The following is a 25,687-nucleotide window of genomic DNA, read 5'->3' as shown; positions in this document are numbered from 1 at the left end:
CACTGTATCGACACCAACTCTTCAGATAATCGACTAGAATTAAAAAAAACTTATGCAGGACACTCATCAATGCTTCGGGAAAACGCCACTGACCTCCTCGCCTTCCTCGCCGTAGCCCGCGAGCGCAGTTTCACCAAAGCGGCGGCCAAACTCGGCGTATCGCAATCGGCGCTCAGCCACACGATTCGCGCCCTCGAAGCCCGTTTGGGCCTGCGTCTGCTGACCCGCACTACTCGCAGCGTCTCGCCCACCGAAGCCGGTCAACATCTGCTGCAAACCATCGGCCCGCGCTTCGAAGAAATCGAACTGGAACTCGCGGCGCTGAGTAACCTGCGCGACACCCCCGCCGGAAAGCTTCGCATCAGTGCCACCGATCATTCGCTGGACTGGCTGCTGCGCCCGGTGCTCAAAGACTTTCTGCCGCAGTACCCGGACATCGCCGTCGAAGTCTGCTGCGATTATGGTTTCGTCGACATCGCCGGCCAGGGTTTCGACGCCGGCGTGCGCCTGGGCGAAGACGTCGCACAAGGCATGATCGCCACCCGCATCGGTCCCGACATGCGCATGGCGGTGGTGGGTTCACCCGCCTATTTCGCCAAACGCACCCCGCCGCAAACGCCAAGGGATCTGACCGACCACGCCTGCAATAACCTGCGCCTGCCCACCAATGGCGGGTTGTACAGCTGGGAATTCGAAAAGGCTGGGGAAAGCCTGAAAGTGCGAGTATCCGGGCAGATCACCCTGAACGGCGTCTACCCGTTGCTCGACGCTGCGCTGGACGGTTTTGGCCTGAGTTACATCCCGGAAAACGTCGTCGCGCCGTATCTGGCCGACGGTCGTCTACTGCAGGTGCTGGAGGATTGGTGCCCGACGTTTGCTGGATATCACCTGTATTACCCGAGTCGACGTCAGGCAGCACCGGCGTTTGCGTTGTTGCTGGAGGCGTTGCGCTATCGCGCTTGAGCGACTTGTCACGTTTTAAAGCAACCCGCAGCGCCCCAAGACGCCTTGGCTATCTGCACGGCCGCGTACACAGAGTTCGCCGTCACTGTTGCAATCTGCCCGCGCTGCATGCCCAGACAAACATACTGTTCGTTATGGGCGTACGCAGCGAACAAAATCAGCAAGAGACAAACCCCGGTGCAATAGGTGAACCTGCGGCCTTGCACGTCCATGATCGTTCTTCTTTGGTGAGGCAGGAATCTCCATACTCACCGACAAACACCCCCCTTCCAACTGTCAGATATGACAGTCTTTCAGACCGTTTCGAAATTAATACAACCCTGAACCAACGCGAAGTCGCGATCGTTTGGCGAGCTCGATCAACCCATCAACGCAATCAGTTGATGCCGCTGCGCATCCGTGAGCATCGGCCCGAACCCGGCCTTGGCGTTATCGGCCATGTAACGTGGATTGCCCGTGCCCGGGATCACGCAGGTCACCGCTGAATGCGAGAGCAGAAACTTCAACGCCAGTTGCGGCCAACTGTTGACCTGCACGTCCGACACCCAGCCCGGCAGCGGTTTGCCTTTGAGCCGGGCCAGCAGTCCCCCGCCACCGAACGGCCGATTACAGATCACTGCCACGCCACGCTCGCGACACAGTGGCAGAATGCGTTTTTCCACGCCACGGTCATCGAGGGCGTAATTGATTTGCAGAAAATCCAGTTGTTCGGCCTTCAGCACCGCTTCGACTTCTTCATAGGCCGAGTCCGTGTAATGGGTGATGCCGATGTAACGGATGCGCCCCTGGGCTTTCCATTCACGCAGGGTCGGCAGGTGGGTCTGCCAGTCGAGCAGGTTGTGGATCTGCATCAGGTCGATGCGTTCGGTGCGCAGCAGGCTGAATGACTGCTCCATCTGCGCGATGCCCTCCTCGCGTCCGCGCGTCCACACTTTGGTCGCCAGAAACGCCGGCGAGCGTGGTTCGTGGATCGACAGCAGTTCGCCGGTGGTTTGTTCGGCACGGCCATACATCGGTGAACTGTCGATCAGCGTGCCGCCCTTGGTGAACAGTTCATCAAGCACCGCCGGCAACTGCCGGTAGGCCGGATCGCCGGGCGCGACGTCGAAGCCGCGATAGGTGCCCAGACCCACGATGGGCAGCGACTCGGCGCTGGACGGGATGGCGCGGGTCTGCATGGCGTGGCCTCCGGTAGTCGCGGACGTGGTGGTTGTGGCCAACGCCCGATCAAAGGTGAAGACCGCCGAAACCCCGGCAGCCAGCGTGAGCAATCGGCGACGGGAGTAACCCTCAGTGTGGCTCATGCTGGTTCTCCTGCTGCGTGGATCTGTTGCATGTTGTGTGTGCGAGCGGCCCGGTTGCAGGGCTGGACTACACTGCGACAGCGATTCTTCACACACCGTTAAAAGTAGCCGAATGTCCCGAACCCTGATGTCACTCGTCGCATTGATCGTTGCCGTGTACCTGGTGCTGTGTGCGGCGCTGTTCTTTTTTCAGCGCTCGCTGATCTATTTTCCGCAGCCCAATGCCTTCACTTCCGCTGACTCACGGATGACACTCTCGATGCCGGACGCACAGGTTTCGGTGGTCACTCGTGAGCGCGTCGGCGCGCGGGCGTTGATCTATTTCGGCGGCAATGCCGAGGATGTGTCGCGCAATCTGCCGGAGTTTGCCGAGGCGTTTCCTGATTACGCGGTGTATCTGCTCAACTATCGCGGTTTCGGTGGCAGCGACGGTTCAGCGTCCGAGGCGGCGATTGCCGAGGATGCGCTGGCGCTGTTTGATCAGGTCTACGCCAGTCACCCGCAGGTTGCCGTGGTCGGGCGCAGCCTCGGTTCCGGTGTCGCGATACGTCTGGCCAGTCAGCGGCCGGTGCAGCAGCTGATTCTGGTGACGCCTTACAACAGCCTTGAAGAAATCGCGGCGCGGCAATATCCGTGGGTGCCGGTGCAGTGGTTGCTCAAGGATCGCTTTGAATCCGGTAAATACGCCGCGCATATCCGCGTGCCGACGTTGCTGCTCGCGGCCAGTGACGATGAGGTGATTCCGCGCGCCAGCACCGAGCGTTTGCTGGAAAATTTCCCGCGCGGCGTGGCGGTGCTCCGGGTGGTGCCGGATTCGGGGCATAACTCGATCTCGGATCGTGCTCAGTACTTGCAGTGGATGGGGGATGTGTTGAATCGCTGATGTTGTTTGCCTGTGATTGTTGTGCTGTTGCTATTGGCCCCATCGCGAGCAGGCTCACTCCTACAGGGGAACGCATTCCAAATGTAGGAGTGAGCCTGCTCGCGATAGCGTCATCCGGCGCAACATAGCGCTCTGTTTGATTCCACTGTTCGTCGCTTCGCCGTAAAGCCTTCACCGCCCCTTGAACCAAGTCCAAAAAGCCCAGTCCTACTCGCGCCGCTTTCTGCGGTTCACTCAACTTTTGCGCTGTCCTCCTTCAGAGCTGCCCGTCTCATGCGCCACGCCGTTCGCTCGTCTCGCTTGGTTTCGCTGTGCCTGCTGATCCTTTCGCCGCTGTTCGCTGCAACCGCCCATGCCGGTGCGGAGCGGCAACTGGTGGCTGCCATCAACGACTATCGTGCCCATCCGCAACGCTGCGATCGACGCCCGGCGCAACGGCTGGCACCGTTGGCGCTGAAGTCGAACCTGGCCTTGCCGATCGGTTATCGCTATGCCGGCGGCATGCGTGAAGCGTTGAAGTCATCCGGGTATTCCGCCGTGGCGGTGCGCAGTATTCGCGTGGTCGGGGCCGAGGACGCCGAGGAGGCTTTCGACCTGCTGCAGGACGAGCACTGCGCCGCGCTGCTGGATGCCAGCTACGCCGACATCGGCGTCAGCCGCTCGCGCAATGAGTGGCAAGTGGTGTTGGCGCAACCAGTGCTCGACCATCGCGTCGGCGATAACCGCAGCGTCGGCAAGGCGCTGCTCGCTGAGGTCAACGCCGCGCGCGCCCGGCCACGGATGTGTGGACGCCAGCGCTTCGCCGCCGCCCGGCCATTGAGCTGGAACGCCGCGCTAGGCGCCGCCGCACAGGGGCACAGCAAAGCCATGGCTTACGGCAACTACTTCGCCCACCGCGATCCGGACGGCGACATGCCCGCCGATCGCGCCCGCGCGGCCGGCTATCGTGGTCGGCAAATTGGCGAAAACATCGCTGCCGGGCAGAGTTCACCGGGCAAGGCCATGGCCGGATGGCTGGCCAGTCCCGGGCATTGCGCCAACCTGATGAACCCGATGTTTACCCAGGTCGGCGCCGGGTTTGCCAGTGAGGCGCGCAGTGATGAAGGGGTTTACTGGACGATGCTGTTTGGTGCGCAGTGACTGTCAGCGTCCAGCCCCAATTTCAACAGTTCCTTGCGCAGCATCGACGGCGCCCGCACGGCCAATCCGGCCTGCCAGTCGAGTGGCAACAAGCGATTGAGCTTTTGCTGGCTGACCTCGGTTGGCGCCAGAAAGCAGCTTTTGTGGTCGCGGATACTGATCATATTCAGCAGCCAGTCATCGCCCTGCTGCGCCATCCAGCCATTGATCATCGGCCGGTGCTTTCGCAGCAAGGCGTCGGCATCCCATACCGTCATTTGCGCGAAAAAGCCTGGCAGGTTGCTCTCGGGTTTCATCCGTTTCGAGTCGGTTGCCAACGCAGCGGCAAGGTTCGACTCGATGCTGGCCTGGCATTCGAGAAAATATTGCCGAGGCCAGTCTGTCGGCAGTTTTGCCCGTGAAGCGAGGTCGGCGTAGGCCTCGATGTCCGCTGGCGTGGTCATCTGCCCGGTGAAATTCAGCGTGTTGTCGAGAATCGCGGTGGCCAGTAATGCGGCACTTTGCACGCTGATCTGCGGCAGCACACCGGCCGTCTGCCAGCGCTGAAAAACCTGAGTTGCCGCCGCGCCGATCAGGCGAATATCGGCGGCAGACCCAAGCTTCTGCTGCCAATAGGTTTCGTACCCTGGATGGTGATCGATGATTTCTACCACCCGCTTGAGCACCACCAACGGGTCGAAATGGTGATAGTCCGAGACATCGACCATGACAAACTCATCGTCCAGCGTCGGCAGGTAATCGTCGAAAGCAGCAGCCCAGCCGAGCACGGTTTGCGAAACACTGGCGTTAGGTTGTGCGCTACTGACGGCGCGGGCGGGAATACCTTGCAGGTTGAGCAATTCTGCGTAGGCGATGCAGCAGGCGTAGGCGTCGATGTCCAGATAGGACGCGCCGGAGGTGATGATTTTCATGGGCCGGCAAATTCGCACATAGTCATGACGTTGTGGTGACAGCGAAAAGATCGCCGCCTCCGGCAGTTCCTGCACAGGATTTATGGTTTACCCGTAGGAGTTGCCGAAGGCTGCGATCTTTTGATCTTCAAGCCGCCCGCTGCCCTCCCGCGACCATCGCCGAAGCCGCCAGCATCGCCCGCAACAACACCGCACACCCGGCCGCCAGATCATCCGGCGCGGCGTTCTCGATTTCGTTGTGGCTGATGCCGCCTTCGCACGGCACGAAGATCATCCCGGCCGGGCCGAGTTCGGCGAGGAAAATCGCGTCATGGCCGGCGCCGCTGACGATGTCCATATTCGACAAGCCAAGCCCTTTCGCTGCGCCGCGCACCGCTTCCACACAGCCTTTTTCGAAGTACAGCGGCGGGAAGTCTGCTGTCGGCGTCAGTTCGAAAGTCAGACCGTGTTCTTCACAGGTGGCCTCGATGACTTGCTTAACTTCGGCAATCATCGAGTCCAGCCGCGCCGGTTCCAGGTGACGGAAGTCGAGGGTCATGCGCACTTCGCCGGGGATGACATTGCGCGAACCGGGATAGGCTTGCAGGCAACCGACCGTGCCGCAGGCGTGAGGTTGATGGCCGAGGGCGGCGCGGTTGACGGCGCCGACGATCACCGAGGCGCCGACCAGCGCGTCTTTACGCAAATGCATCGGCGTCGGGCCGGCATGCGCTTCGACGCCGCGCAGCTTGAGGTCGAACCACTTCTGCCCCAACGCGCCCAGCACGACGCCGATGGTTTTCTGTTCGTCTTCGAGGATCGGGCCTTGTTCGATGTGTGCCTCAAAATAGGCGCCGACCTTATGCCCGCTGACGTTGCGCGGACCGGCGTAACCGATGGCGTTGAGCGCTTCGCCAACGGTGACGCCGTCGGCATCGACTTTGGCGAGGGTTTCTTCGAGGGTGAATTTCTCCGCAAACACCCCGGAGCCCATCATGCACGGGGCGAAGCGCGAGCCTTCTTCGTTGGTCCAGACCACCACTTCCAGCGGCGCTTCGGTTTCCACGCCGAGGTCGTTGAGCGTGCGCAGCACTTCGACACCGGCGAGCACGCCGAAACAGCCGTCGAACTTGCCGCCGGTGGGTTGGGTATCGATGTGGCTGCCGGTCATCACCGGTGGCAGGTTGGGATTGCGCCCGGGACGACGGGCGAAGATGTTGCCGACGGCATCGACGGTGACGCTGCATCCGGCGTCCTTGCACCATTGCACAAAGAGGTCGCGGGCCTGGCGGTCGAGGTCAGTCAGGGCCAGGCGACAGACACCGCCCTTGACCGTCGCGCCGAGTTTGGCCAGCTCCATGAGCGAGGCCCATAGACGATCGCGGTTGATGTGCTGATGGCTCGATTGCAGAACGTCTACGGCTGCGTTCATGGGGATCTCCTCAGGCTGCTTTTCTTATGAGTTTCTTCAGATACATCTCTGCCGCAAGTGAGGCCGTCTTCGCGAGCAAGCTCGCTCCCACACTTGGAATGCGTATCCCTGTGGGAGCGAGCTTGCTCGCGAAGAGGCCTGCATTCACACCGCAGATTTCACTACTGACGGACTGGCGCGCATCACGCACAACCCGTAATAAATAATCCCGCCCAGCGCAGAGCCGGTGAACCAGCCATAGCTGTAAAACCAGCTGAACGCATCGCTGCCCAGCGACAACAAGGTCAACACCACCGGCACCCCGAACGCGAGAAACCCGGCCCAGTTCCACGCCGGATACACGTCATCGCGGTACAACCCAGCCAGGTCCAGTCGCTGTTTCTTGATCAGGAAATAGTCCACCACCATGATCCCGGCAATCGGCCCGAGCAGGCTCGAATAACCGAGCAGCCAATTGGAATACACAGTTTCCAGGCTCACATCGGAAACGATCAGACCGAGTTTTTTCAGCAGTTCATGCCCCATCAACAACAGCCCGACCAACCCGGTCAGCAACACCGCTTTGGTGCGGTTGATCACTTTGGGCGCGATGTTCTGAAAGTCATTGGTCGGCGAAACAATGTTGGCGGCGGTGTTGGTCGACAGCGTGGCGATGATGATCAACGCCATGGCCACCGCCACCCACACCGGACTCTGGATATGACCGATCAGAGTGACCGGATCGGAGACGGTCACACCGACCAGTTTCACCGACGCGGCAGTCATGATCACGCCGAGGGACGCGAACAGAAACATGGTCAGCGGCAGGCCGAAGATCTGCCCGAGAATCTGATCTTTCTGGCTCTTGGCGTAACGGCTGAAGTCCGGAATGTTCAGCGACAACGTCGCCCAGAAGCCAACCATCGCGGTCAGCCCCGCCGCAAAGTAACTGACCACGCTGGCACCCTCCGGACGCTTGGCCGGAATCGCCAGCAGTTCGGTCATCGACACATTGGGCATCGCCCACACCAGCAGACCGATGCCGACCGCCACCAGCAACGGCGCCGACAACGTCTCCAGCCACTTGATCGACTCGGCACCGCGAATCACCACCCACAGGTTCAGCGCCCAGAAGATCATGAAGCCAATCACCTCCCCGGTGCCACCGAGGGATTTCCAGCCCTCGAACACCGAGCCGAGAAACAGGTGAATCGCCAGCCCGCCGAACATCGTTTGAATGCCGAACCAGCCACACGCCACCAACGCCCGAATCAAACACGGCACGTTGGAACCGAGAATACCGAACGATGAGCGCAGCAACACCGGAAACGGGATGCCGTACTTGGTGCCGGGAAAGGCGTTGAGCGTGAGCGGAATCAACACGATGACGTTGGCGAACAGAATCGCCAGCAACGCTTCACCGACCGTCAGGCCAAAGTAGGCGGTGAGCACGCCGCCGAGGGTGTAGGTCGGCACGCAGATCGACATGCCGACCCACAGCGCGGTGATGTGCCATTTGTTCCAGGTTCGTTCGCGCACCTTGGTCGGTGCCATGTCGTGGTTGTAACGGGGACTGTCGAGGACGTCACTGCCGGCTTCGAGTTCGAACAAGCCGTCGCGCTCGGTCACTTGCGATCTGTTCTGTTGCATGGCCGCTCCACTGTTCTTCTGATTATTTTTTTGCTCATCAGGCGGCTGACACACGAGGGTGCGAGCCGGACGATGGCCGGAGGAACTGACAACTTTCGTGCACCGGCCATGGTGTCAGCGGCGGCATCAATAAACGTGCCGGGTGCCCCGCTTGCGCATCGGGCCGAGCGTTAAACGCTTTGCAACTTTCTGATATTCATCAGTTTTAATTATTCACCGGATGAGTTCGCGGAAACTTGTCTGGGTGCTCAGGCTAAACACCTGGCAAGTTGTCCGAACAGACAGGACTCAATCTGGTGCACTGCATTTATTTTCATCGTGAGCGAGCAACCGCAGCTCAACTTCAAGCGGCTGATTTCACATAGGAAATCTTGCTCATATTTCCATCCTGTCAAGTGCGTCAAAATGGTGAGCAGCCTCACCATTTTGGTGATTTCCTATTTTTATCGTTATTTTTCAAACACTTAAAACAGTCATAAGCTTATAAAAAATAATCTTGCTCTATTGCAAATCTGCGACTAGTTTCTATTCCTGACAGCGCTGACAGGAATACACCTTGCAACGCCGTACATCAATAAAACATCTAGAACCGGCACAAGTCGGTCAATGCCTGCGAGGAACTCGGAATGTCTCTGTTGATCCGTGGCGCCACCGTTGTTACCCATGATGAAAGTTATCGCGCCGACGTCTATTGCGCTGACGGCGTGATCAAAGCCATCGGTGAAAACCTTGATATTCCCGCCGGCGCCGAAGTGCTCGACGGCAGCGGCCAATACCTGATGCCCGGCGGCATCGATCCGCACACGCACATGCAACTACCGTTCATGGGCACCGTGGCCAGTGAGGATTTCTACAGTGGCACGGCGGCCGGTCTGGCCGGTGGCACCACATCGATCATCGATTTCGTGATTCCCAATCCGCAGCAGTCATTGATGGAAGCGTTTCATCAGTGGCGCGGCTGGGCGGAAAAGTCGGCTTCCGACTATGGCTTCCACGTCGCGATCACCTGGTGGAGCGAGCAGGTGCGTGAGGAAATGGCCGAGCTGGTCAGCCATCACGGCATCAACAGCTTCAAGCATTTCATGGCGTACAAGAACGCGATCATGGCCGCCGATGACACGCTGGTGGCGAGTTTCGAGCGCTGCCTGGAACTCGGCGCGGTGCCGACCGTGCACGCGGAAAACGGTGAATTGGTTTATCACCTGCAACGCAAGTTGATGGCCCAGGGCATCACCGGGCCGGAAGCGCATCCGCTGTCGCGGCCGTCGCAGGTTGAAGGTGAGGCGGCGAGCCGGGCGATTCGTATCGCTGAAACCATCGGCACACCGTTGTATCTGGTGCACGTTTCGACCAAGGAAGCCCTCGACGAAATCACCTATGCGCGCAGCAAAGGCCAACCGGTGTATGGCGAAGTCCTCGCCGGGCATTTGCTGCTCGACGACAGCGTCTATCAGCACCCGGACTGGCAGACCGCTGCCGGTTACGTGATGAGCCCGCCGTTCCGTCCGCGCGGCCATCAGGAGGCGCTATGGCACGGACTGCAAAACGGCAATCTGCACACCACCGCGACTGACCACTGCTGCTTCTGCGCCGAGCAAAAAGCCGCCGGGCGCGACGACTTCAGCAAGATTCCCAACGGTACGGCTGGCATCGAAGATCGCATGGCGGTGCTGTGGGACGAAGGCGTTAACAGTGGACGTTTGTCGATGCAGGATTTCGTCGCCCTCACCTCCACCAACACCGCGAAGATCTTCAACCTCTATCCGCGCAAAGGTGCGATTCGCGTCGGCGCCGATGCCGATCTGGTGCTGTGGGACCCGCAAGGCACCCGCACCATTTCCGCCAAGACCCACCATCAGCAGGTGGACTTCAACATCTTCGAAGGCAAGACCGTGCGCGGCGTGCCGAGCCATACCGTCAGCCAGGGCCGGGTGGTCTGGGCCGATGGTGATTTGCGCGCCGAGCGTGGTGCCGGGCGGTACATCGAACGGCCGGCGTATCCGGCGGTGTTTGATTTGCTGAGCAAGCGGGCTGAGCAACATAAGCCAGTTGCTGTGAAACGCTGACATCCAGGCCTTCGGCCTTCGCGAGCAAGCTCGCTCCCACATTTGAAATGCATTCCCCTGTGGGAGCGAGCTTGCTCGCGAAGAGGCCATCCAGAACGCCACAAAAACCACTGCCCATCAGAGGCAGAGAACCTCAATAACCGTGAGGCAAAAAACCGTGATCGAGACCCTCAACCATCTCCCCCACCCGCACGAAAGCGCGGCCGCCCTCGCCGGGCATTTCACCGATCTGGCGCCGCCGCTCAACGACCGGCAGGCGCATCTGGAAGCCTCGCGCTGCCTGTATTGCTATGACGCGCCATGCGTCAATGCGTGCCCGAGCGAGATCGATATCCCGTCGTTCATCCGCAACATTCATCAGGACAACGTCCCTGGCGCGGCGCAAAAAATTCTCTCGGCGAACATCCTTGGCGGCAGTTGCGCACGAGTCTGTCCAACCGAAATCCTCTGTCAGCAAGCCTGCGTGCGCAACAACGCTCAGGAATGCGCGCCGGTGCTGATCGGCCTGCTGCAACGCTACGCCGTCGACAACGCACACTTCACCGAGCACCCGTTCCAGCGCGCCGCCACCACCGGCAAAAGGATTGCCGTGGTCGGCGCCGGCCCCGCCGGCTTGTCCTGCGCGCACCGCAGCGCCATGCACGGTCACGACGTGGTGATTTTCGAAGCACGGGAGAAGGCTGGCGGTCTCAATGAATACGGGATCGCCAAGTACAAACTGGTCGACGACTATGCGCAGAAGGAACTGGATTTCCTCTTGCAGATCGGCGGCATCGAGATTCGTCATGGGCAAAAACTCGGCGAGAATCTGACGCTGAGTGAACTGCATCAACAGTTCGACGCGGTGTTCCTCGGCCTCGGCCTCAATGCCAGCAAACAGCTCGGCCTGTCCCACGAAGATGCCCCGGGCCTGCTCGCCGCCACCGATTACATCCGCGAACTGCGCCAGGCCGATGACCTCACGCAACTGCCGCTGGCCGAACGCTGCATCGTCCTCGGCGCCGGCAACACCGCGATCGACATGGCCGTGCAAATGGCTCGCCTCGGTGCCCGTGATGTGAATCTGGTGTATCGCCGTGGCGCCGCCGACATGGGCGCAACCGGTCACGAACAAGACATTGCCAAAGCCAATCAGGTGCGCCTGCTGACCTGGGCGCAACCGGAAGAGGTGCTGCTCGACGCTCACGGCCATGTGCGCGGCATGCGTTTCGCTCGCACCGATCTGGTCGACGGTCGCCTGCAAACTACCGGCGAAACCTTCGAACTGGCCGCTGATGCGATCTTCAAAGCCATCGGCCAGGCCTTCGACGGCAGCGCCCTCGCCGACCCGTTGGCCCGTGAACTCAAGCGTCAGGGCGAACGCATTCAGGTCGATGAAAACCTGCGCACCAGCATCCCCGGCGTGTATGCCGGCGGCGACTGCACCAGCCTCGATCAGGACCTCACCGTGCAAGCCGTGCAGCACGGCAAACGCGCCGCCGAGGCGATCAACGTTCAACTGATGCTTAACGTGGAGGCTGCGTAAATGGCCGATTTGTCGATTGTCTTCGCTGGCATCAAAGCGCCGAATCCGTTCTGGCTGGCCTCCGCGCCGCCGACTGACAAGGCCTACAACGTGGTTCGCGCTTTCGAAGCGGGCTGGGGTGGCGTGGTGTGGAAAACCCTCGGAGAGGATCCGGCGGCGGTCAACGTCTCGTCGCGTTACTCAGCGCATTACGGCAACAACCGCGAAGTGCTCGGCATCAACAACATCGAGCTGATCACCGACCGTTCGCTGGAAATCAACCTGCGCGAAATCACTCAGGTGAAGAAGGACTGGCCGGATCGCGCGCTGATCGTTTCGCTGATGGTGCCGTGCGTCGAGGAGTCGTGGAAACACATTCTGCCGCTGGTGGAAGCCACGGGTGCTGACGGCATCGAATTGAACTTCGGTTGCCCGCACGGCATGCCCGAACGTGGTATGGGCGCGGCGGTCGGTCAGGTGCCGGAGTACGTCGAGCAGGTGACGCGCTGGTGCAAGACCTATTGCTCGCTGCCGGTGATCGTCAAGCTGACGCCGAACATCACCGACATCCGCGTCGCCGCCCGCGCGGCCCATCGCGGTGGCGCCGATGCGGTGTCGCTGATCAATACGATCAACTCGATCACCAGTGTCGATCTGGAGCACATGGTCGCCCTGCCCACCGTCGGCAGCAAAAGCACCCACGGCGGTTACTGCGGCTCGGCGGTGAAGCCGATTGCGCTGAACATGGTCGCCGAAATCGCCCGCGATCCGCAAACCCAGGGCCTGCCGATCTGCGGCATTGGCGGCATCGGCAGTTGGCGCGATGCGGCGGAATTCATGGCGCTGGGCAGCGGCGCGGTGCAGGTGTGCACGGCGGCGATGCTGCATGGCTTCCGCATTGTCGAGGAGATGAAGGACGGTTTGTCGCGGTGGATGGACAGTCAGGGTTACGCCAACATTGCCGAGTTTTCCGGGCGTGCGGTGGGCAATACCACCGACTGGAAGTACCTCGACATCAACTATCAGGTGATCGCGAAAATTGACCAGGACGCATGCATTGGGTGCGGGCGTTGCCATATTGCTTGTGAGGACACTTCACACCAGGCGATCGGCAGTCTGAAGCAGGCGGACGGCACGCATAAATATGAAGTGATTGATGAGGAGTGTGTGGGTTGTAACTTGTGCCAGATCACTTGTCCGGTGGCGGATTGCATAGAGATGGTGCCGATGGAGACTGGGAAACCGTTTCTGGACTGGAATCATGATCCGCGCAATCCGTATCACGTTGCGGTCTAGATCGCCGACTGATCCAACAGCCCCCTCACCCTAACCCTCTCCCAAAGGGAGAGGGGACTGATTGGGGGATGCTGCAAAACTCCGCCGACCTGAAAGCGCTGTTGTGAATCCATAATCGACTAGGGGTTCACAGGTAAGAACTGCTTTGAATCCTTAATCGAAACAGGCACAGGCTCGGACGGCTTTTTGAACCATAATCGACCGGATTTTTCAGGTCGATGTAACTCGCAAGACACTTCGGTCGGCCCCCTCTCCCTCCGGGAGAGGGCTGGGGTGAGGGTCTGCTTTTAGGGCTCCAACCCGATCCCACGCAAGATCACACTCGTCACCGTCTGCACCGCCCGCTCGAACTGCATATCCGACAACGGCTGATGTTCATTCAGAATATTCACCTGATGATCAAAGTCAGCATAGTGCTGGGTCGACGCCCAGATCATGTACAGCAGACTCGACGGCTCCACCGGCAGAATCCGCTTGTCCTCGACCCACTGGCGAATCTTCGCTTCCTTCATCTTCGCCCAGTCATACAGGCTGACATCCAGCGCCTCACCCAAGGTTGGCGCGCCGTGGATGATTTCGTTGGCCCAGACTTTCGAGCCGTACGGCCGACTGCGCGAGTGGTTCATCTTGGCGCGGATGTAGCTGCTCAGCACCACGCGCGGGTCGTCGAACATTTCGAAGCACAGTGCGTCCTGCTTCCACACTTCCAGCAGGTCGAACAGCACCGCGCTGTACAGCTCGCTCTTGGTGCTGAAATAGTAATGCAGGTTGGAACGCGGCAGTTGCACTTCAGCCGCGATGTCGGCCATGGCGGTGCCGCCGAAGCCTTTTTCGGCGAAGACTTTTTCCGCCGCCAGGAGAATTTTCTCGACGTTACTGCGACGAATCTCGATCTTGTGATTGCCCATGAGGGCTCCCTGACAACAGCGTTGCCCAAGACTAGCATCCGCTCTGCTCCGCGGGCGACCGCTGCAAACAAAACTTCGTACTGGCGGCAGCGGATGGCTAAACTGACGCTTCTTCACTCCTGCCTCAGAGGTATTCGCGATGCTGTTCAAGAACGTCCTGACCACCACTGCCCTGCTCGCTTCGCTGTTCGCCGCATCTTCCGTATTCGCCCACGCCCACCTGAAAAGCCAGACCCCGGCCGCCGACAGCACCGTCGCCGCCCCTGCCGATTTGCGCCTGACCTTTTCCGAAGGCGTCGAAGCCAGTTTCACTAAAGTTACCGTGACCAAGGATGGCGCACCGGTCGCGGTCAAGGCGCTGACCACCGAAGGCGACAAGAAAACCCTGATCGTCACCCCTGCTGCACCGCTGACCGCTGGCGAGTACAAAGTCGAATGGCACGCGGTGTCGGTCGATACGCACAAAAGCGAAGGCGCTTATCAGTTCAAGGTTGGTCAGTAATTCATGAGTGAAGCGCTGGTGCTGTGCCGCTTTGTGCATTTCATCGTGGTGTTGATGCTGTTCGGGGCCTGGCTGTTCAGGCCGGTGCTGCTCAAGGATGAAGCGCTGCAAGTGGATCGGCACCTGGCGCGACTGGCGCGTTGGCTGGCTGCGGTGGCGCTGGTCAGCGGGATTGTCTGGGCACTTTTGATCACTGCGAGCATGGCCGGCTCGGCAGCGGCGGCGTTTGATCCGGATACGGTTGCGCTGGTGCTGGGCAATACGTTTTTTGGTCAGGTATGGCGCTGGCATTTGCTGATCAATGCCGCGCTGTTGGCGCTGTTGTTTACGCCTTGGCGCTCAAGCATGCCGATGCGACTGGGCTTAAGCGCATTGTTGCTCGCGACCCTGGCCCCGGTCGGACACGGCGCCATGCTCGACGGGTTGAGCGGGCAATTGCTGATTCTCAACCAGATCGTGCATCTGACCTGCGTGGCGGCGTGGCTGGGCGGATTGTTGTTGCTGGTGATGATTCTGCGTCAGCCGACGGAACCGATGCGTGAAGTATTGCGGCGTTTCAGCGGCCTCGGTTATGCGCTGGTCGCGGGGCTGCTGCTGACGGGATTGATCAATGTGCGCGTGCTGACCGGCCAGTGGTGGCCGACGCCGTTGTTCAGCGGGTTTGCGTTGATTCTGTTGATCAAGGCGCTGATCGTACTGGGGATGCTTGGGTTGGCGCTGTTCAACCGCTTGCGGGTTGATGATTGCGAACAACGCATGGGCGCGCTCAGGCGCAGTGTGATGCTCGAATGGCTGCTCGGCATTGGCGCGGTGGCGGCCGTCTCGCTGCTCGGTACCCTACCGCCAATGATCGCTGGATAAACACCGTCCAAATGTGGGAGCGAGCTTGCTCGCGAAGGCGGTGTGTCAGATAAAGAAATGTCACGGATACATCACTTTCGCGAGCAAGCTCGCTCCCACAGGGTTATGCATTGATCAGTGGGGTTGTGTATCGCCCGCTGCGGTGTCGATGCTGACGACCACCGACATCCCCGGCCGCAACCGTTCCTCTTCCTGCTGATCCGGATCGATGGTGATCCGCACCGGCACGCGCTGAGCAATTTTCACAAAGTTGCCAGTAGCGTTATCCGCCTGTAACAAGGCAAATTCCGACCCCGTCCCCGGGGAAATATGCTGCACATGCCCGGTGAATTTGCGGTGGTTCAAGGCATCGACAGTGAAGCGCACCGGTTGCCCGACCCGCACATTATCCATCTGTGTTTCCTTCATGTTGGCGATCACCCATTTCTGGTTCGGCACCAACGCCATCAACTGCGCCCCGGAGTTGACGTAGGCGCCGAGGCGCACGCCGATCTGCCCAAGCTGACCGTCACGCGGGGCAACGATGCGCGTATTCGACAGATCGATTCGCGCCAGTTGCACCGCCGCTTCGGCGCTGGCCACTGCCGCTTCCAGCGAGCCGCGATTGACGATCACCGTTTGCAGATCCTGACGGGCGATTTCCAGATTGGCCTTGGCCTGCGCGACCGCCGCAATGCTTTGCGCATTGGCCGCCAGCGCCACGTCCATCTCGCGTTTTGACACCGATCCGTCGCGCACCAATTCCTGGTTACGACGAAGATCGGCCTCGCTTTTGCGCAACTGCGCTTCGCTGTCAGCCTGTACGGCCTGACGCAATTTGATCGTCGCCTCGGCGCTGTTGCGTTGCTGCACCACATTGGCCAATGCAGCTTTCTGCACCGCCAGCTGCGCCAGCGACTGGTCGAGACGCTGCTGATAGATGCGGTCGTCCAGCCGCACGAGCAAATCGCCGGCCTTCACATACTGGAAATCCTGCACCGGCACTTCATAGACGTAACCGGCGAGCTGCGGGCCGATGATCGTCACCTGCCCGCGCACCAACGCGTTTTCGGTGGTTTCGACCGCACTGCTGAACGGCGGCAATTGCCAGGCATACAGCACGATCAGCACACCAACGATGGCAATCGCGGCAAACCCCAGCGAGGAAATAATGCGCACCCGCAGCGAACGTGGTTCGGTGTTTGGCGATGACGGCGGCGCCTCACCTTCGGGCGTGGCAGCGATGGCATTGGTGGTAGTGGTGGTCGGTTCGGTCATGAAGAAGTGGCACCGCTCGAAGGTGTGGATGGCGCCGTGGCGACGGCTTTGGTGGTGCTCATCAGCCACAGCGCACGAATGGACAGCCAGATCATGGTCAACACCGCAATCACGGCGATCAGCATGAACACATCGTTATAGGCCAGCACGTTGGCCTCACGGGTAGCGGCGTTGGACAGGCTGCGAATCCCCGCCAGGTTGCGCAGACTCGGGTCGGCCAGCAACGAGCCGTACGCCGAGCCGCCGCTCTGCACGCGTGCGGCCACCAAAGGGTCAGACAGCGTCAGGTGCTCAACGATTTGACTGGAATGAAATTTTTCCCGGACGATCTGAAAAGTGCCCAGAAGTGCCGCACCGAGCAGGCCGCCGAGGTTATTGCAGATCCCGAACAGCACCGAAAAGCTCACCAGATTGCGCGGATTGGTCAGCACGTTGCGCGTGCCGAAAACCATGGTCGGGCCGAGGAAAAACGTGCTGCCGAAGGCCAGCAGAAACTGACTGAAGTAAAGATTTTGCGGGCGGGTCAGGTTGTTGGAAAAGCTGTCCATCACCGACCCGGTAGCCATCAGACCCAGCGAGATGATCAACGGCATCAGCAGGTGCTTGGGGTCGATCGTCAGTGCGCTGGTCAACAGTCCCGCGACACTGCCGATCAGCATCACCACATACAGGCTGTGCAACTGCTCGTAGCCCATGTTCAGGTTCTGCATGAAACCCACCGCACCGGTGGACTGCTCCGAGGTGACCATGCGAATCAGGGTCACCGCTAGCGCGAGGCGGATCATCGTCCCGCTGCCCAGCCAACGGGTCATCAGCAGCGGGTTGCTGCGGTTATGTTCGATGGCCAGACCGGCGATGATCAAGGCAATCGAAGCAGCCAACGCATAGCCAATCCAGTCGGCCTCCAGCCACCAGTCAATCCGCCCCAGCGACAACACCGCACACAGCAGCGCCACGCCAGTGGCGAGAATGGCGAAGGTGAGGAAGTCGAGTTTTTCGAAGGTTTTGAAACGGTCGCCGGGCGGTAATTTGAGCAGCAAAACGCAGCCGAGCGACAGTAACGCCATGCCCAGTTCGAACAGGTACAAGCCGCGCCATTCGGCGATCTGCAGCAAGTCTTCGGAAAATAATCGCGCCAGCGGCAGCGCCAGTTGCGAGGTGCCGAGGCCGAGCACCAGCGCCTTCAGCCGCCACTTCGCCGGGAACGCCTGGACCATGTAATACAGGCCCAGCGAACTCAGCGCCGCGCCGACCATGCCGTGGGCCGCGCGCACCGCCACCGCCGAATTGAGGTCATTGACGAACAGATGGCCGAAGGTCACCAGCGCATACAACACCAGGAACACTTCGGTGAACGCGCGCAAACCGAACTGCTGGCGAAACTTCACCAGCAGCAGGTTCATCGACACGTTGGTCATCACGTACGCCGCCGGTAACCAGGCCATTTCCGCCGTGGTCGCACCGAGTGCGCCTTGCAGATAAGGCAGATTGGCCACCACCAGCGAGTTGCCCAGACCACCGGTCACCGCCACCAGCAAACCGACCAGCGCGTAGGCCAGACGCTTGGGGTTGGAGTGCAACGGCGTCGAGGGGGAACCGGGCAGACTGGGCTTTTCGTGGGGCTGCCAGTTGCGCGGGGCGTATTGATCCATGGAAAGGCCTTGTGCGGAAGGTGGGTGAAGTTTGCCGCAAATTCACCGGCAACACACATCCCATGGACAACACAAATCCCTTGTAGGAGTGAGCCTGCTCGCGATCGCGTTGTATCAATGATGGAAATGTCGACTGATACACCGCTATCGCGAGCAGGCTCACTCCCACAAGGGTTCTGTGTGATGGTCGGAGTCATCGCACAACTTGCTGTTGACATTCCCGTAAAACCTAGGAAATATCCGCACCCATGTTGTACGACGACGTATAACAAATAATAAAAACAACAAACGAAACAGGGAGCGTCACAGTGAGCACACTCGTCTGCAGTTCCGTCCGCCCTTCCCGTCTTTCCGTCACCCGCCCGCGTACCGCTTTAAGTCTGATCGGCTGCAGCAGCCTCGCCCTCGCCTTGCCGATGAGCGCCGAAGCCGAAGGTTTTCTCGACGACAGCAAAGCCACGCTGAACCTGCGCAACGCCTACTTCAACCGCAACATCGTCAACCCGGCCAACCCGCAGGGCAAGGCTGAGGAGTGGACGCAGAACTTCATCCTCGACGCCAAGTCCGGCTTCACTCAAGGCACCGTCGGTTTCGGCATTGATCTGCTGGGAATGTATTCGCAGAAACTCGATGGCGGCAAAGGCACCGGCGGCACACAACTGTTGCCGATCCACGATGACGGGCGCCCGGCGGACAATTTCGGACGGCTCGGCGTGGCGCTGAAAGCCAAGGTGTCGAAGACTGAATTGAAGGTCGGCGAGTGGATGCCGGTGCTGCCGATCCTGCGTTCCGATGATGGCCGCTCGCTGCCGCAGACCTTTCGCGGAGGCCAGATCACTTCCACCGAGATCAATGGCCTGACCGTCTACGGCGGCCAGTTCCGCGGCAACAGCCCGCGCAACGATGCGAGCATGGAAGACATGTCAATGAACGGCCGTGGCGCGTTCACTTCCGATCGCTTCAACTTCGGCGGCGGCGAGTACAGCTTCAACGACAAGCGCACGCAGGTTGGTGTTTGGTACGCCGAACTCACGGACATCTACCAGCAGCAGTATTTCAACCTCAGCCACAGCCAGCCGTTGGGCGACTGGACGCTGGGTGCCAACCTCGGTTTCTTCACCGGCAAGGAAGACGGCAGCGCCCAGGCCGGCGACCTCGACAACAAGACTGCGTTCGCCCTGCTTTCGGCCAAATACGGTGGCAACACGTTCTATGTCGGCCTGCAAAAACTCAGCGGCGACGACGCGTGGATGCGGGTCAATGGCACCAGCGGCGGCACCCTCGCCAACGACAGTTACAACGCCAGTTATGACAACGCCAAGGAACGTTCCTGGCAACTGCGCCACGACTACAACTTCGTCGTACTCGGCGTTCCCGGTCTGACCCTGATGAACCGCTACATCAGCGGCGACAACGTGCACACCGCCACCACCAATGACGGCAAGGAATGGGGCCGCGAGTCGGAACTGGCCTACACCGTGCAAAGCGGGCCACTGAAAAATCTCAACGTGAAATGGCGTAACGCGACGATACGCCGGGACTTCAGCACCAACGAGTTTGATGAAAACCGGATCTTTATCAGTTATCCGATTTCGTTGTTATAACCACCAGGCGCCGCAAACCCCCTGTAGGCCTTCGCCTGCTCGCGATAGCGGTGTGTCAGCCGCCTCTTCCTCAACTGGCACACCGCTATCGCGAGCAGGCGAGGCCTACAGGGGATTGCATTGCAAGGAGGGAATTGTGCTGAAGGGAGAGGAACCGGGCCTTCCGTCATCTACACCAAAAGTCGCGTTGACAAGTTCCGGAAACCCTACCGATACTTCAGCGCAGTCATACGACAACCTACAACAAACCTAATAACAATCGTGTAAGGGATTGCCATGACATCTACCTCCACTCCCCGCGCCCCGTTCAACCGTCTGCTGCTGACCGGCGCCGCCGGTGGCCTGGGCAAAGTCCTGCGCGAACGGATGCGCCCTTATGCCCATGTCCTGCGCCTGTCAGACATCGCCGCTCTCACCCCGGCCGTCGATGACCGCGAAGAAATCGTCCTCTGCGATCTGGCCGACAAACACGCCGTGCATCAACTGGTCGAAGGCGTCGATGCGATCCTGCATTTCGGCGGCGTCTCCGTGGAGCGGCCATTCGAAGAAATCCTCGGCGCCAACATCAGCGGTGTGTTTCACATCTACGAAGCGGCGCGCCGGCATGGCGTGAAGCGGGTGATCTTCGCCAGCTCCAACCACGTCATCGGCTTTTACAAACAGGACGAACCGCTCGACGCCAGCTCCGCACGCCGCCCCGACGGTTACTACGGCTTGTCCAAGTCCTACGGCGAAGACATGGCCAGTTTCTACTTCGATCGCTACGGCATCGAGACCGTCAGCATCCGCATCGGCTCCTCGTTCCCAGAGCCGCAGAACCGCCGAATGATGCACACCTGGCTGAGCTTCGACGACCTCACGCAATTGCTCGAACGCGCGCTGTACACGCCGAACGTCGGCCACACCGTGGTCTACGGCATGTCCGCCAACAAAGACGTCTGGTGGGACAACCGCTTCGCCAGCCACCTCGGGTTCGAAGCGAAGGACAGCTCCGAAGTGTTCCGCGAAAAGGTCGAAGCACAGCCAATGCCGGCCGCCGACGACCCGGCGCGAATCTATCAGGGCGGCGCGTTTGTCGCCGCAGGTCCGTTCGGCGACTGATCACTCTGACAACGACGCAAAGGAATGAGTATGCAAGCCGAATTGATCGTTGATGCCCGCAACGCCGTGGGCGAAAGCCCGGTCTGGGTGGCAGAGGAAAACGCGCTGTACTGGGTGGACATTCCCAACGGCGGCCTGCAACGCTGGAGCGCTGACACGGGCCATGTGCATGCCTGGAAAACCCCTGAGATGCTCGCCTGCATCGCCCGCCACAGCCGTGGCGGTTGGGTCGCCGGCATGGAAAGCGGCTTCTTCCATCTGCACCCGCACAGCGACGGCAGCCTCGATAGCGAGCGACTTGCCAGCGTCGAGCACGGCCGCAAAGACATGCGTCTCAACGATGGCCGCTGCGACCGTCAAGGCCGCTTCTGGGCCGGCAGCATGGTGCTGAACATGGGCCTGAGTGCGCCCGAAGGCCGGCTCTACCGCTACGGTGCCGGGCAGTCTGGCGTGATCGAAGCGCAGCTCGACGGCTTCATCGTGCCCAACGGCCTCGGTTTCAGCCCCGACGGAAAAACCATGTACCTGTCCGATTCGCACCCCGACGTGCAATTGATCTGGACGTTCGATTACGACACCGAGACCGGCACGCCGTCGAACCGCCGTGTTTTCGTCGACATGAACCACTTCCCCGGCCGCCCCGATGGCGCTGCTGTGGACGCCGAAGGTTTCTACTGGATTTGCGCCAACGACGCCGGCCTCATTCACCGTTTCGCCCCGGACGGTCGTCTTGATTTCTCACTGGCCGTGCCGGTGAAAAAACCGACCATGTGCGCCTTCGGTGGAACCCGGATGGACACCTTGTTCGTCACCTCGATTCGCCCCGGCGACGACCACGATCCGCAATCCCTGGCCGGCGGCGTGTTCGCCCTGAATCCCAACGTCAAAGGCCTGCCGGAACCGCTGTTCGACGATTTGCTGTAACACCCGCCTCTGCTGCACCGCTGCGCCTTGAACACAACAATAACAAGACTGGAGACTCACCCCCATGAACTTCAAACGCACCTTGCTGGCCGCTGCACTCCCGCTGATGTTTACCTTCACTGGCGCCGCTCAGGCACTGCAACTCAAATTCGCTGACATTCACCCCGCCGGTTATCCAACCGTGGTGGCCGAAGAAAACATGGGCAAGACGCTGACCAAGGAGACCAACGGCGAACTGACCTTCCAATACTTCCCTGGCGGTGTGCTGGGCTCCGAAAAGGAAGTCATCGAGCAGATGCAAGTCGGCGCGGTACAGCTGTCTCGCGTCAGCCTGGGTATCGTCGGCCCCGTGGTTCCGGACGTGAACGTGTTCAACATGCCGTTCATCTTCCGCGATCACCAACACATGCGTAACGTCATCGACGGCGCAGTGGGCGACGAGATCCTCGACAAAATCACCAATTCCGAATTCGGCCTGGTGGCCCTGGCCTGGATGGACGGCGGCACGCGCAACGTCTACACCAAGAAACCGGTGCGCAAGCTCGAAGACCTCAAGGGTATGAAAATTCGCGTGCAAGGCAACCCGATGTTCATCGACATGATGAACGCCATGGGCGGTAACGGCATCGCCATGGACACCGGCGAGATCTTCAGTGCCCTGCAGACCGGCGTGATCGACGGCGCGGAAAACAACCCGCCAACCCTGCTCGAACACAACCACTTCCAGAATGCGAAGTACTACAGCCTGACCGGTCACCTGATCCTGCCAGAACCGATCGTGATGTCGAAAATCACCTGGGAAAAACTGACGCCGGATCAACAGGCGCTGGTCAAGACAGCCGCCAAGGCTGCCCAGGCCGAAGAGCGTGTGCTGTGGGACAAGAAGTCCGCTGCCAGTGAAGAAAAACTCAAGGCCGCCGGCGTCGAGTTCATCGAGGTCGACAAAAAACCCTTCTACGACGCCACCGCACCGGTGCGGGAAAAGTACGGCGCGAAGTATGCCGACCTGATCAAGAAAATCGAAGCCGTTCAGTAACGCCTCCCGCTCCGTCCTCATGAACAAGGCCCGGTGCGCCCGATGACTGCGGCGCGCCCGGTTACGGTGGAACCCGATGAAGAATCTACTGCTGCGTATCAACGACAAGATCTACATGACGTGCATCTGGGTCGCCGGCCTTTCCGTCCTGGCGATTTCCCTGATGATTCCCTGGGGCGTGTTCGCCCGCTACGTGCTGGGCACCGGTTCGAGCTGGCCCGAGCCGACGGCGATCCTGCTGATGATGGTGTTTACCTTCATCGGCGCCGCCGCCAGTTACCGCGCCGGCGCGCACATGGCCGTGGCCATGCTCACCGATCGCATGCCGCCACACGTGCGATCCGCAGCGGCGATTTTTTCCCAGCTGCTGATGGCGGCGATCTGCATCTTCATGACGATCTGGGGCGCCAAGCTGTGCATGTCCACCTGGAACCAGTTCATGGCGGCCCTGCCCGACCTGCGCGTTGGCGTGACCTATTTGCCGATTCCCGTGGGCGGCTTGCTGACGCTGATTTTCGTGCTGGAAAAACTCTTGCTCGGTGACCAGAGCAAACGGCGCGTCGTGCAGTTCGACCTGGTTGAAGAAAGTGAAGGTGCCGCTTAATGGACGCTCTGATACTGCTGGGCAGTTTTATCGCTTTGATCCTGATCGGCATGCCGGTCGCCTACGCGCTCGGCGCGGCCGCTCTGATCGGTGCATGGTGGATCGACATTCCGTTCCAAGCGGTGATGATTCAGGTCGCCTCGGGGGTGAACAAATTCTCGCTGCTGGCCATTCCGTTCTTCGTACTGGCCGGTGCGATCATGGCCGAGGGCGGCATGTCCCGTCGCTTGGTGGCGTGTGCCGGGGTGCTGGTGGGGTTTGTCCGCGGCGGCCTGTCACTGGTCAACATTGTCGCCTCGACCTTTTTCGGCGCGATCTCCGGTTCGTCAGTGGCCGACACCGCGTCGGTGGGTTCGGTGCTGATTCCGGAAATGGAGCGCAAGGGCTATCCACGGGATTTCTCCACCGCCGTGACCGTCAGCGGTTCGGTGCAAGCCCTGCTCACTCCGCCAAGCCATAACTCGGTGCTCTACTCCCTGGCCGCCGGTGGCACGGTTTCGATTGCCTCGCTGTTCATGGCGGGCATCGTGCCGGGCTTGCTGATGAGCGCCTGCCTGATGGTGCTGTGTCTGATTTTCGCGAGAAAACGCAATTATCCCAAGGGTGAAGTGATCCCGATGCGCCAGGCGTTGAAAATCGTCGGCGAAGCCCTCTGGGGCCTGATGGCGATGGTGATCATCCTCGGCGGCATCCTGTCCGGCATCTTCACCGCGACCGAATCGGCGGCCATCGCCGTGCTCTGGTCGTTCTTCGTGACCATGTTCATCTACCGCGACTACAAGTGGAGCGAACTGCCGAAACTGATGCACCGCACGGTGCGGACGATTTCGATCGTGATGATCCTGATCGGTTTCGCCGCGAGCTTCGGCTACATCATGACCCTGATGCAGATTCCGGCGAAGATAACCACGATGTTCCTGACCCTGTCGGACAACCGCTACGTGATCCTGATGTGCATCAACGTCATGCTGCTGTTGCTCGGCACGGTGATGGACATGGCGCCGCTGATCCTGATCCTGACGCCAATCCTGATGCCGGTGATTCTCGGCATCGGCGTCGATCCGGTGCAGTTCGGCATGATCATGCTGGTGAACCTTGGGATCGGATTGATAACGCCGCCGGTGGGTGCGGTGCTGTTTGTCGGTTCGGCGGTGGGCAAGGTCAGTATCGAGAGCACCGTGAAAGCGTTGCTGCCGTTCTATGCCGTGCTGTTCCTGGTGTTGATGTTGGTGACTTACGTGCCGGCACTGTCGCTGTGGTTGCCGCATCTGGTGTTGTAAGCCGACAAAAAGATCGCAGCCCTTGATGGGCTGCGGTTTTTGCTTTACGCCCGCAACAACATATACCCCGCCACCACCAGACAGACACTGGCAAACCCCACCTGCAACGCCCGCGCCGGCACTCGCGCGCAGAGCTTGCGGCCGATGATCATGCCGACAATGCTGGCGACAATAAACGCCGCGCCCTGCCCGTCAATCCGCACACCGGCGTGAAACGAGCCGATCACCCCGATTGCCGAGATCAGACTGATCACCATCAACGACGTGGCGACAATTCCGCGCATCTGCACATCGGTCAGTTGCTTGAACGCCGGCACGATCAAAAAGCCGCCACCGACACCGAGCAATCCGGACACCACGCCGGTAATTGCGCCCAGCGCCGCCAATGTAGCCGTGCATTTGGCGGTCCAGTCGAAGCGCCCGGTTTCTTCATTGAGCATGCAGTTCTTCTGGCCCCAACTGGCGTGCCCGTGATCACTAGGCCCCTCCTGCTGGCGCTCGCGGCGCAGCATGCGCCAGGCCACCATGACCATCAGCAGACTGAACAGAACCATCAGGATTTTCTCCGACAACTGGTGCGCGAAGTAAATGCCCAACGGCGAAAACACCGCGCCCAACGCCGCAATCAACAGCGCCGCGCGATAGCGCACCAAGCCATGACGCAAACCGTCGATAGCACCAACCGCCGCCGCACTGCCCACCGCAAACAACGCCACCGGCGCTGCCTGAGTCATCGTCCAGCCAAGCCCGAGCACCAGCGCCGGCACCGCAAGAATGCCACCGCCGGCCCCGGTCAAGCCGAGGACCAACCCCATCACCACGCCAAACAGACTTGCCAGCAACATAGGGTT

Annotated in this window: 22 protein-coding genes; 14 read left to right on the top strand and 8 right to left on the bottom strand. The window is 60.3% G+C overall.

Features of this window, described 5'->3' with window-relative positions; genetic code table 11:
• Window positions 1-69: 69 nt before the first annotated feature.
• The gene (locus ACW9IR_RS07090; RefSeq protein ID WP_150730264.1) at window positions 70-963 is read left to right on the top strand and encodes a LysR family transcriptional regulator; all 894 of its coding nucleotides are present in this window, start codon (window positions 70-72) and stop codon (window positions 961-963) included.
• Window positions 964-1,322: 359 nt separating this feature from the next.
• Here the strand turns inward: ACW9IR_RS07090 and ACW9IR_RS07085 are convergent, their stop codons facing one another.
• Complete coding sequence (locus ACW9IR_RS07085) at window positions 1,323-2,267, bottom strand: aldo/keto reductase (protein ID WP_181429353.1); 945 nt, start codon at window positions 2,265-2,267, stop codon at window positions 1,323-1,325.
• A 112-nt stretch (window positions 2,268-2,379) separates the two neighbouring features.
• Here ACW9IR_RS07085 and ACW9IR_RS07080 point away from each other — a divergent pair, with 112 nt between their 5' ends.
• Window positions 2,380-3,150, top strand: coding sequence for an alpha/beta hydrolase (locus ACW9IR_RS07080; protein WP_110719463.1), 771 nt, complete (start codon window positions 2,380-2,382; stop codon window positions 3,148-3,150).
• 273 nt (window positions 3,151-3,423) lie between these two features.
• Window positions 3,424-4,290 (top strand): CAP domain-containing protein, encoded by an 867-nt coding sequence (locus ACW9IR_RS07075; RefSeq protein ID WP_102899259.1) that lies wholly within the window; start codon window positions 3,424-3,426, stop codon window positions 4,288-4,290.
• Here the strand turns inward: ACW9IR_RS07075 and ACW9IR_RS07070 are convergent.
• The 3 genes from ACW9IR_RS07070 to ACW9IR_RS07060 form a co-directional block, all read right to left on the bottom strand.
• Entirely contained in the window at window positions 4,260-5,201 is a 942-nt protein-coding gene (locus ACW9IR_RS07070; protein WP_457462382.1) for a DHH family phosphoesterase, read from the bottom strand. The genes ACW9IR_RS07075 and ACW9IR_RS07070 overlap by 31 nt on opposite strands.
• 127 nt (window positions 5,202-5,328) lie before the next feature.
• Entirely contained in the window at window positions 5,329-6,612 is a 1,284-nt protein-coding gene (locus ACW9IR_RS07065) for a Zn-dependent hydrolase (protein WP_457462380.1), read from the bottom strand.
• Window positions 6,613-6,756: 144 nt separating this feature from the next.
• A complete protein-coding gene (locus tag ACW9IR_RS07060) occupies window positions 6,757-8,241 on the bottom strand; it encodes an NCS1 family nucleobase:cation symporter-1 (protein WP_457462378.1) in 1,485 nt (494 codons plus the stop codon).
• Between the two features lie 626 nt (window positions 8,242-8,867).
• Between ACW9IR_RS07060 and hydA the strand changes: the two genes are divergently transcribed.
• The 3 genes from hydA (at window position 8,868) to preA (ending at window position 13,107) form a co-directional block, all read left to right on the top strand.
• Window positions 8,868-10,307, top strand: coding sequence for a dihydropyrimidinase (hydA, locus tag ACW9IR_RS07055; protein WP_122843432.1), 1,440 nt, complete (start codon window positions 8,868-8,870; stop codon window positions 10,305-10,307).
• Window positions 10,308-10,464: 157 nt separating this feature from the next.
• Window positions 10,465-11,832: an NAD(P)-dependent oxidoreductase gene (locus ACW9IR_RS07050; protein ID WP_102899379.1), complete on the top strand. Its 1,368-nt coding sequence runs from the start codon at window positions 10,465-10,467 to the stop codon at window positions 11,830-11,832.
• The gene (gene preA / locus ACW9IR_RS07045) at window positions 11,833-13,107 is read left to right on the top strand and encodes an NAD-dependent dihydropyrimidine dehydrogenase subunit PreA (protein ID WP_077573438.1); all 1,275 of its coding nucleotides are present in this window, start codon (window positions 11,833-11,835) and stop codon (window positions 13,105-13,107) included.
• 287 nt (window positions 13,108-13,394) lie between these two features.
• Here the strand turns inward: preA and ACW9IR_RS07040 are convergent, their stop codons facing one another.
• Window positions 13,395-14,015, bottom strand: a complete 621-nt coding sequence (locus tag ACW9IR_RS07040; RefSeq protein ID WP_038365564.1) for a TetR/AcrR family transcriptional regulator — start codon at window positions 14,013-14,015, stop codon at window positions 13,395-13,397.
• A 139-nt stretch (window positions 14,016-14,154) separates the two neighbouring features.
• Between ACW9IR_RS07040 and copC the strand changes: the two genes are divergently transcribed.
• Window positions 14,155-14,517: a copper homeostasis periplasmic binding protein CopC gene (gene copC / locus ACW9IR_RS07035; protein WP_102899264.1), complete on the top strand. Its 363-nt coding sequence runs from the start codon at window positions 14,155-14,157 to the stop codon at window positions 14,515-14,517.
• A 3-nt stretch (window positions 14,518-14,520) separates the two neighbouring features.
• A complete protein-coding gene (gene copD, locus ACW9IR_RS07030; protein ID WP_457462374.1) occupies window positions 14,521-15,378 on the top strand; it encodes a copper homeostasis membrane protein CopD in 858 nt (285 codons plus the stop codon).
• A 114-nt stretch (window positions 15,379-15,492) separates the two neighbouring features.
• Here the strand turns inward: copD and ACW9IR_RS07025 are convergent, their stop codons facing one another.
• On the bottom strand, window positions 15,493-16,635 hold the full coding sequence (locus ACW9IR_RS07025) for an HlyD family secretion protein (RefSeq protein ID WP_223027695.1): 1,143 nt from the start codon (window positions 16,633-16,635) through the stop codon (window positions 15,493-15,495).
• Window positions 16,632-18,287: an MFS transporter gene (locus ACW9IR_RS07020; RefSeq protein ID WP_457462371.1), complete on the bottom strand. Its 1,656-nt coding sequence runs from the start codon at window positions 18,285-18,287 to the stop codon at window positions 16,632-16,634. The genes ACW9IR_RS07025 and ACW9IR_RS07020 overlap by 4 nt, the downstream gene beginning before the upstream one ends.
• 308 nt (window positions 18,288-18,595) lie before the next feature.
• Here ACW9IR_RS07020 and ACW9IR_RS07015 point away from each other — a divergent pair, with 308 nt between their 5' ends.
• The 6 genes from ACW9IR_RS07015 (at window position 18,596) to ACW9IR_RS06990 (ending at window position 24,836) form a co-directional block, all read left to right on the top strand.
• Window positions 18,596-19,891 carry an OprD family porin gene (locus ACW9IR_RS07015; RefSeq protein WP_457462369.1) on the top strand — a complete coding sequence of 432 codons (1,296 nt, stop codon included), beginning with the start codon at window positions 18,596-18,598 and terminating at the stop codon, window positions 19,889-19,891.
• Between the two features lie 276 nt (window positions 19,892-20,167).
• Window positions 20,168-20,992 carry an NAD-dependent epimerase/dehydratase family protein gene (locus ACW9IR_RS07010; RefSeq protein ID WP_457462367.1) on the top strand — a complete coding sequence of 275 codons (825 nt, stop codon included), beginning with the start codon at window positions 20,168-20,170 and terminating at the stop codon, window positions 20,990-20,992.
• Between the two features lie 30 nt (window positions 20,993-21,022).
• The gene (locus ACW9IR_RS07005; RefSeq protein WP_457462365.1) at window positions 21,023-21,916 is read left to right on the top strand and encodes an SMP-30/gluconolactonase/LRE family protein; all 894 of its coding nucleotides are present in this window, start codon (window positions 21,023-21,025) and stop codon (window positions 21,914-21,916) included.
• Between the two features lie 64 nt (window positions 21,917-21,980).
• Window positions 21,981-22,952, top strand: a complete 972-nt coding sequence (locus ACW9IR_RS07000; RefSeq protein ID WP_095118327.1) for a TRAP transporter substrate-binding protein — start codon at window positions 21,981-21,983, stop codon at window positions 22,950-22,952.
• A gap of 76 nt (window positions 22,953-23,028) precedes the next feature.
• On the top strand, window positions 23,029-23,556 hold the full coding sequence (locus tag ACW9IR_RS06995) for a TRAP transporter small permease (RefSeq protein WP_102899272.1): 528 nt from the start codon (window positions 23,029-23,031) through the stop codon (window positions 23,554-23,556).
• Entirely contained in the window at window positions 23,556-24,836 is a 1,281-nt protein-coding gene (locus ACW9IR_RS06990; protein WP_102899273.1) for a TRAP transporter large permease, read from the top strand. Before ACW9IR_RS06995 ends, ACW9IR_RS06990 begins: the two co-directional genes overlap by 1 nt.
• 44 nt (window positions 24,837-24,880) lie before the next feature.
• Here the strand turns inward: ACW9IR_RS06990 and ACW9IR_RS06985 are convergent, their stop codons facing one another.
• Window positions 24,881-25,681 (bottom strand): sulfite exporter TauE/SafE family protein, encoded by an 801-nt coding sequence (locus tag ACW9IR_RS06985; protein WP_102899274.1) that lies wholly within the window; start codon window positions 25,679-25,681, stop codon window positions 24,881-24,883.
• Window positions 25,682-25,687: the final 6 nt, after the last annotated feature.

This window comes from Pseudomonas sp. SDT291_1_S447 (assembly GCF_054070155.1).
The sequence above is the reverse complement of the archived record's forward strand: the minus strand, read 5'-3'. Positions and strand labels throughout refer to the sequence as shown.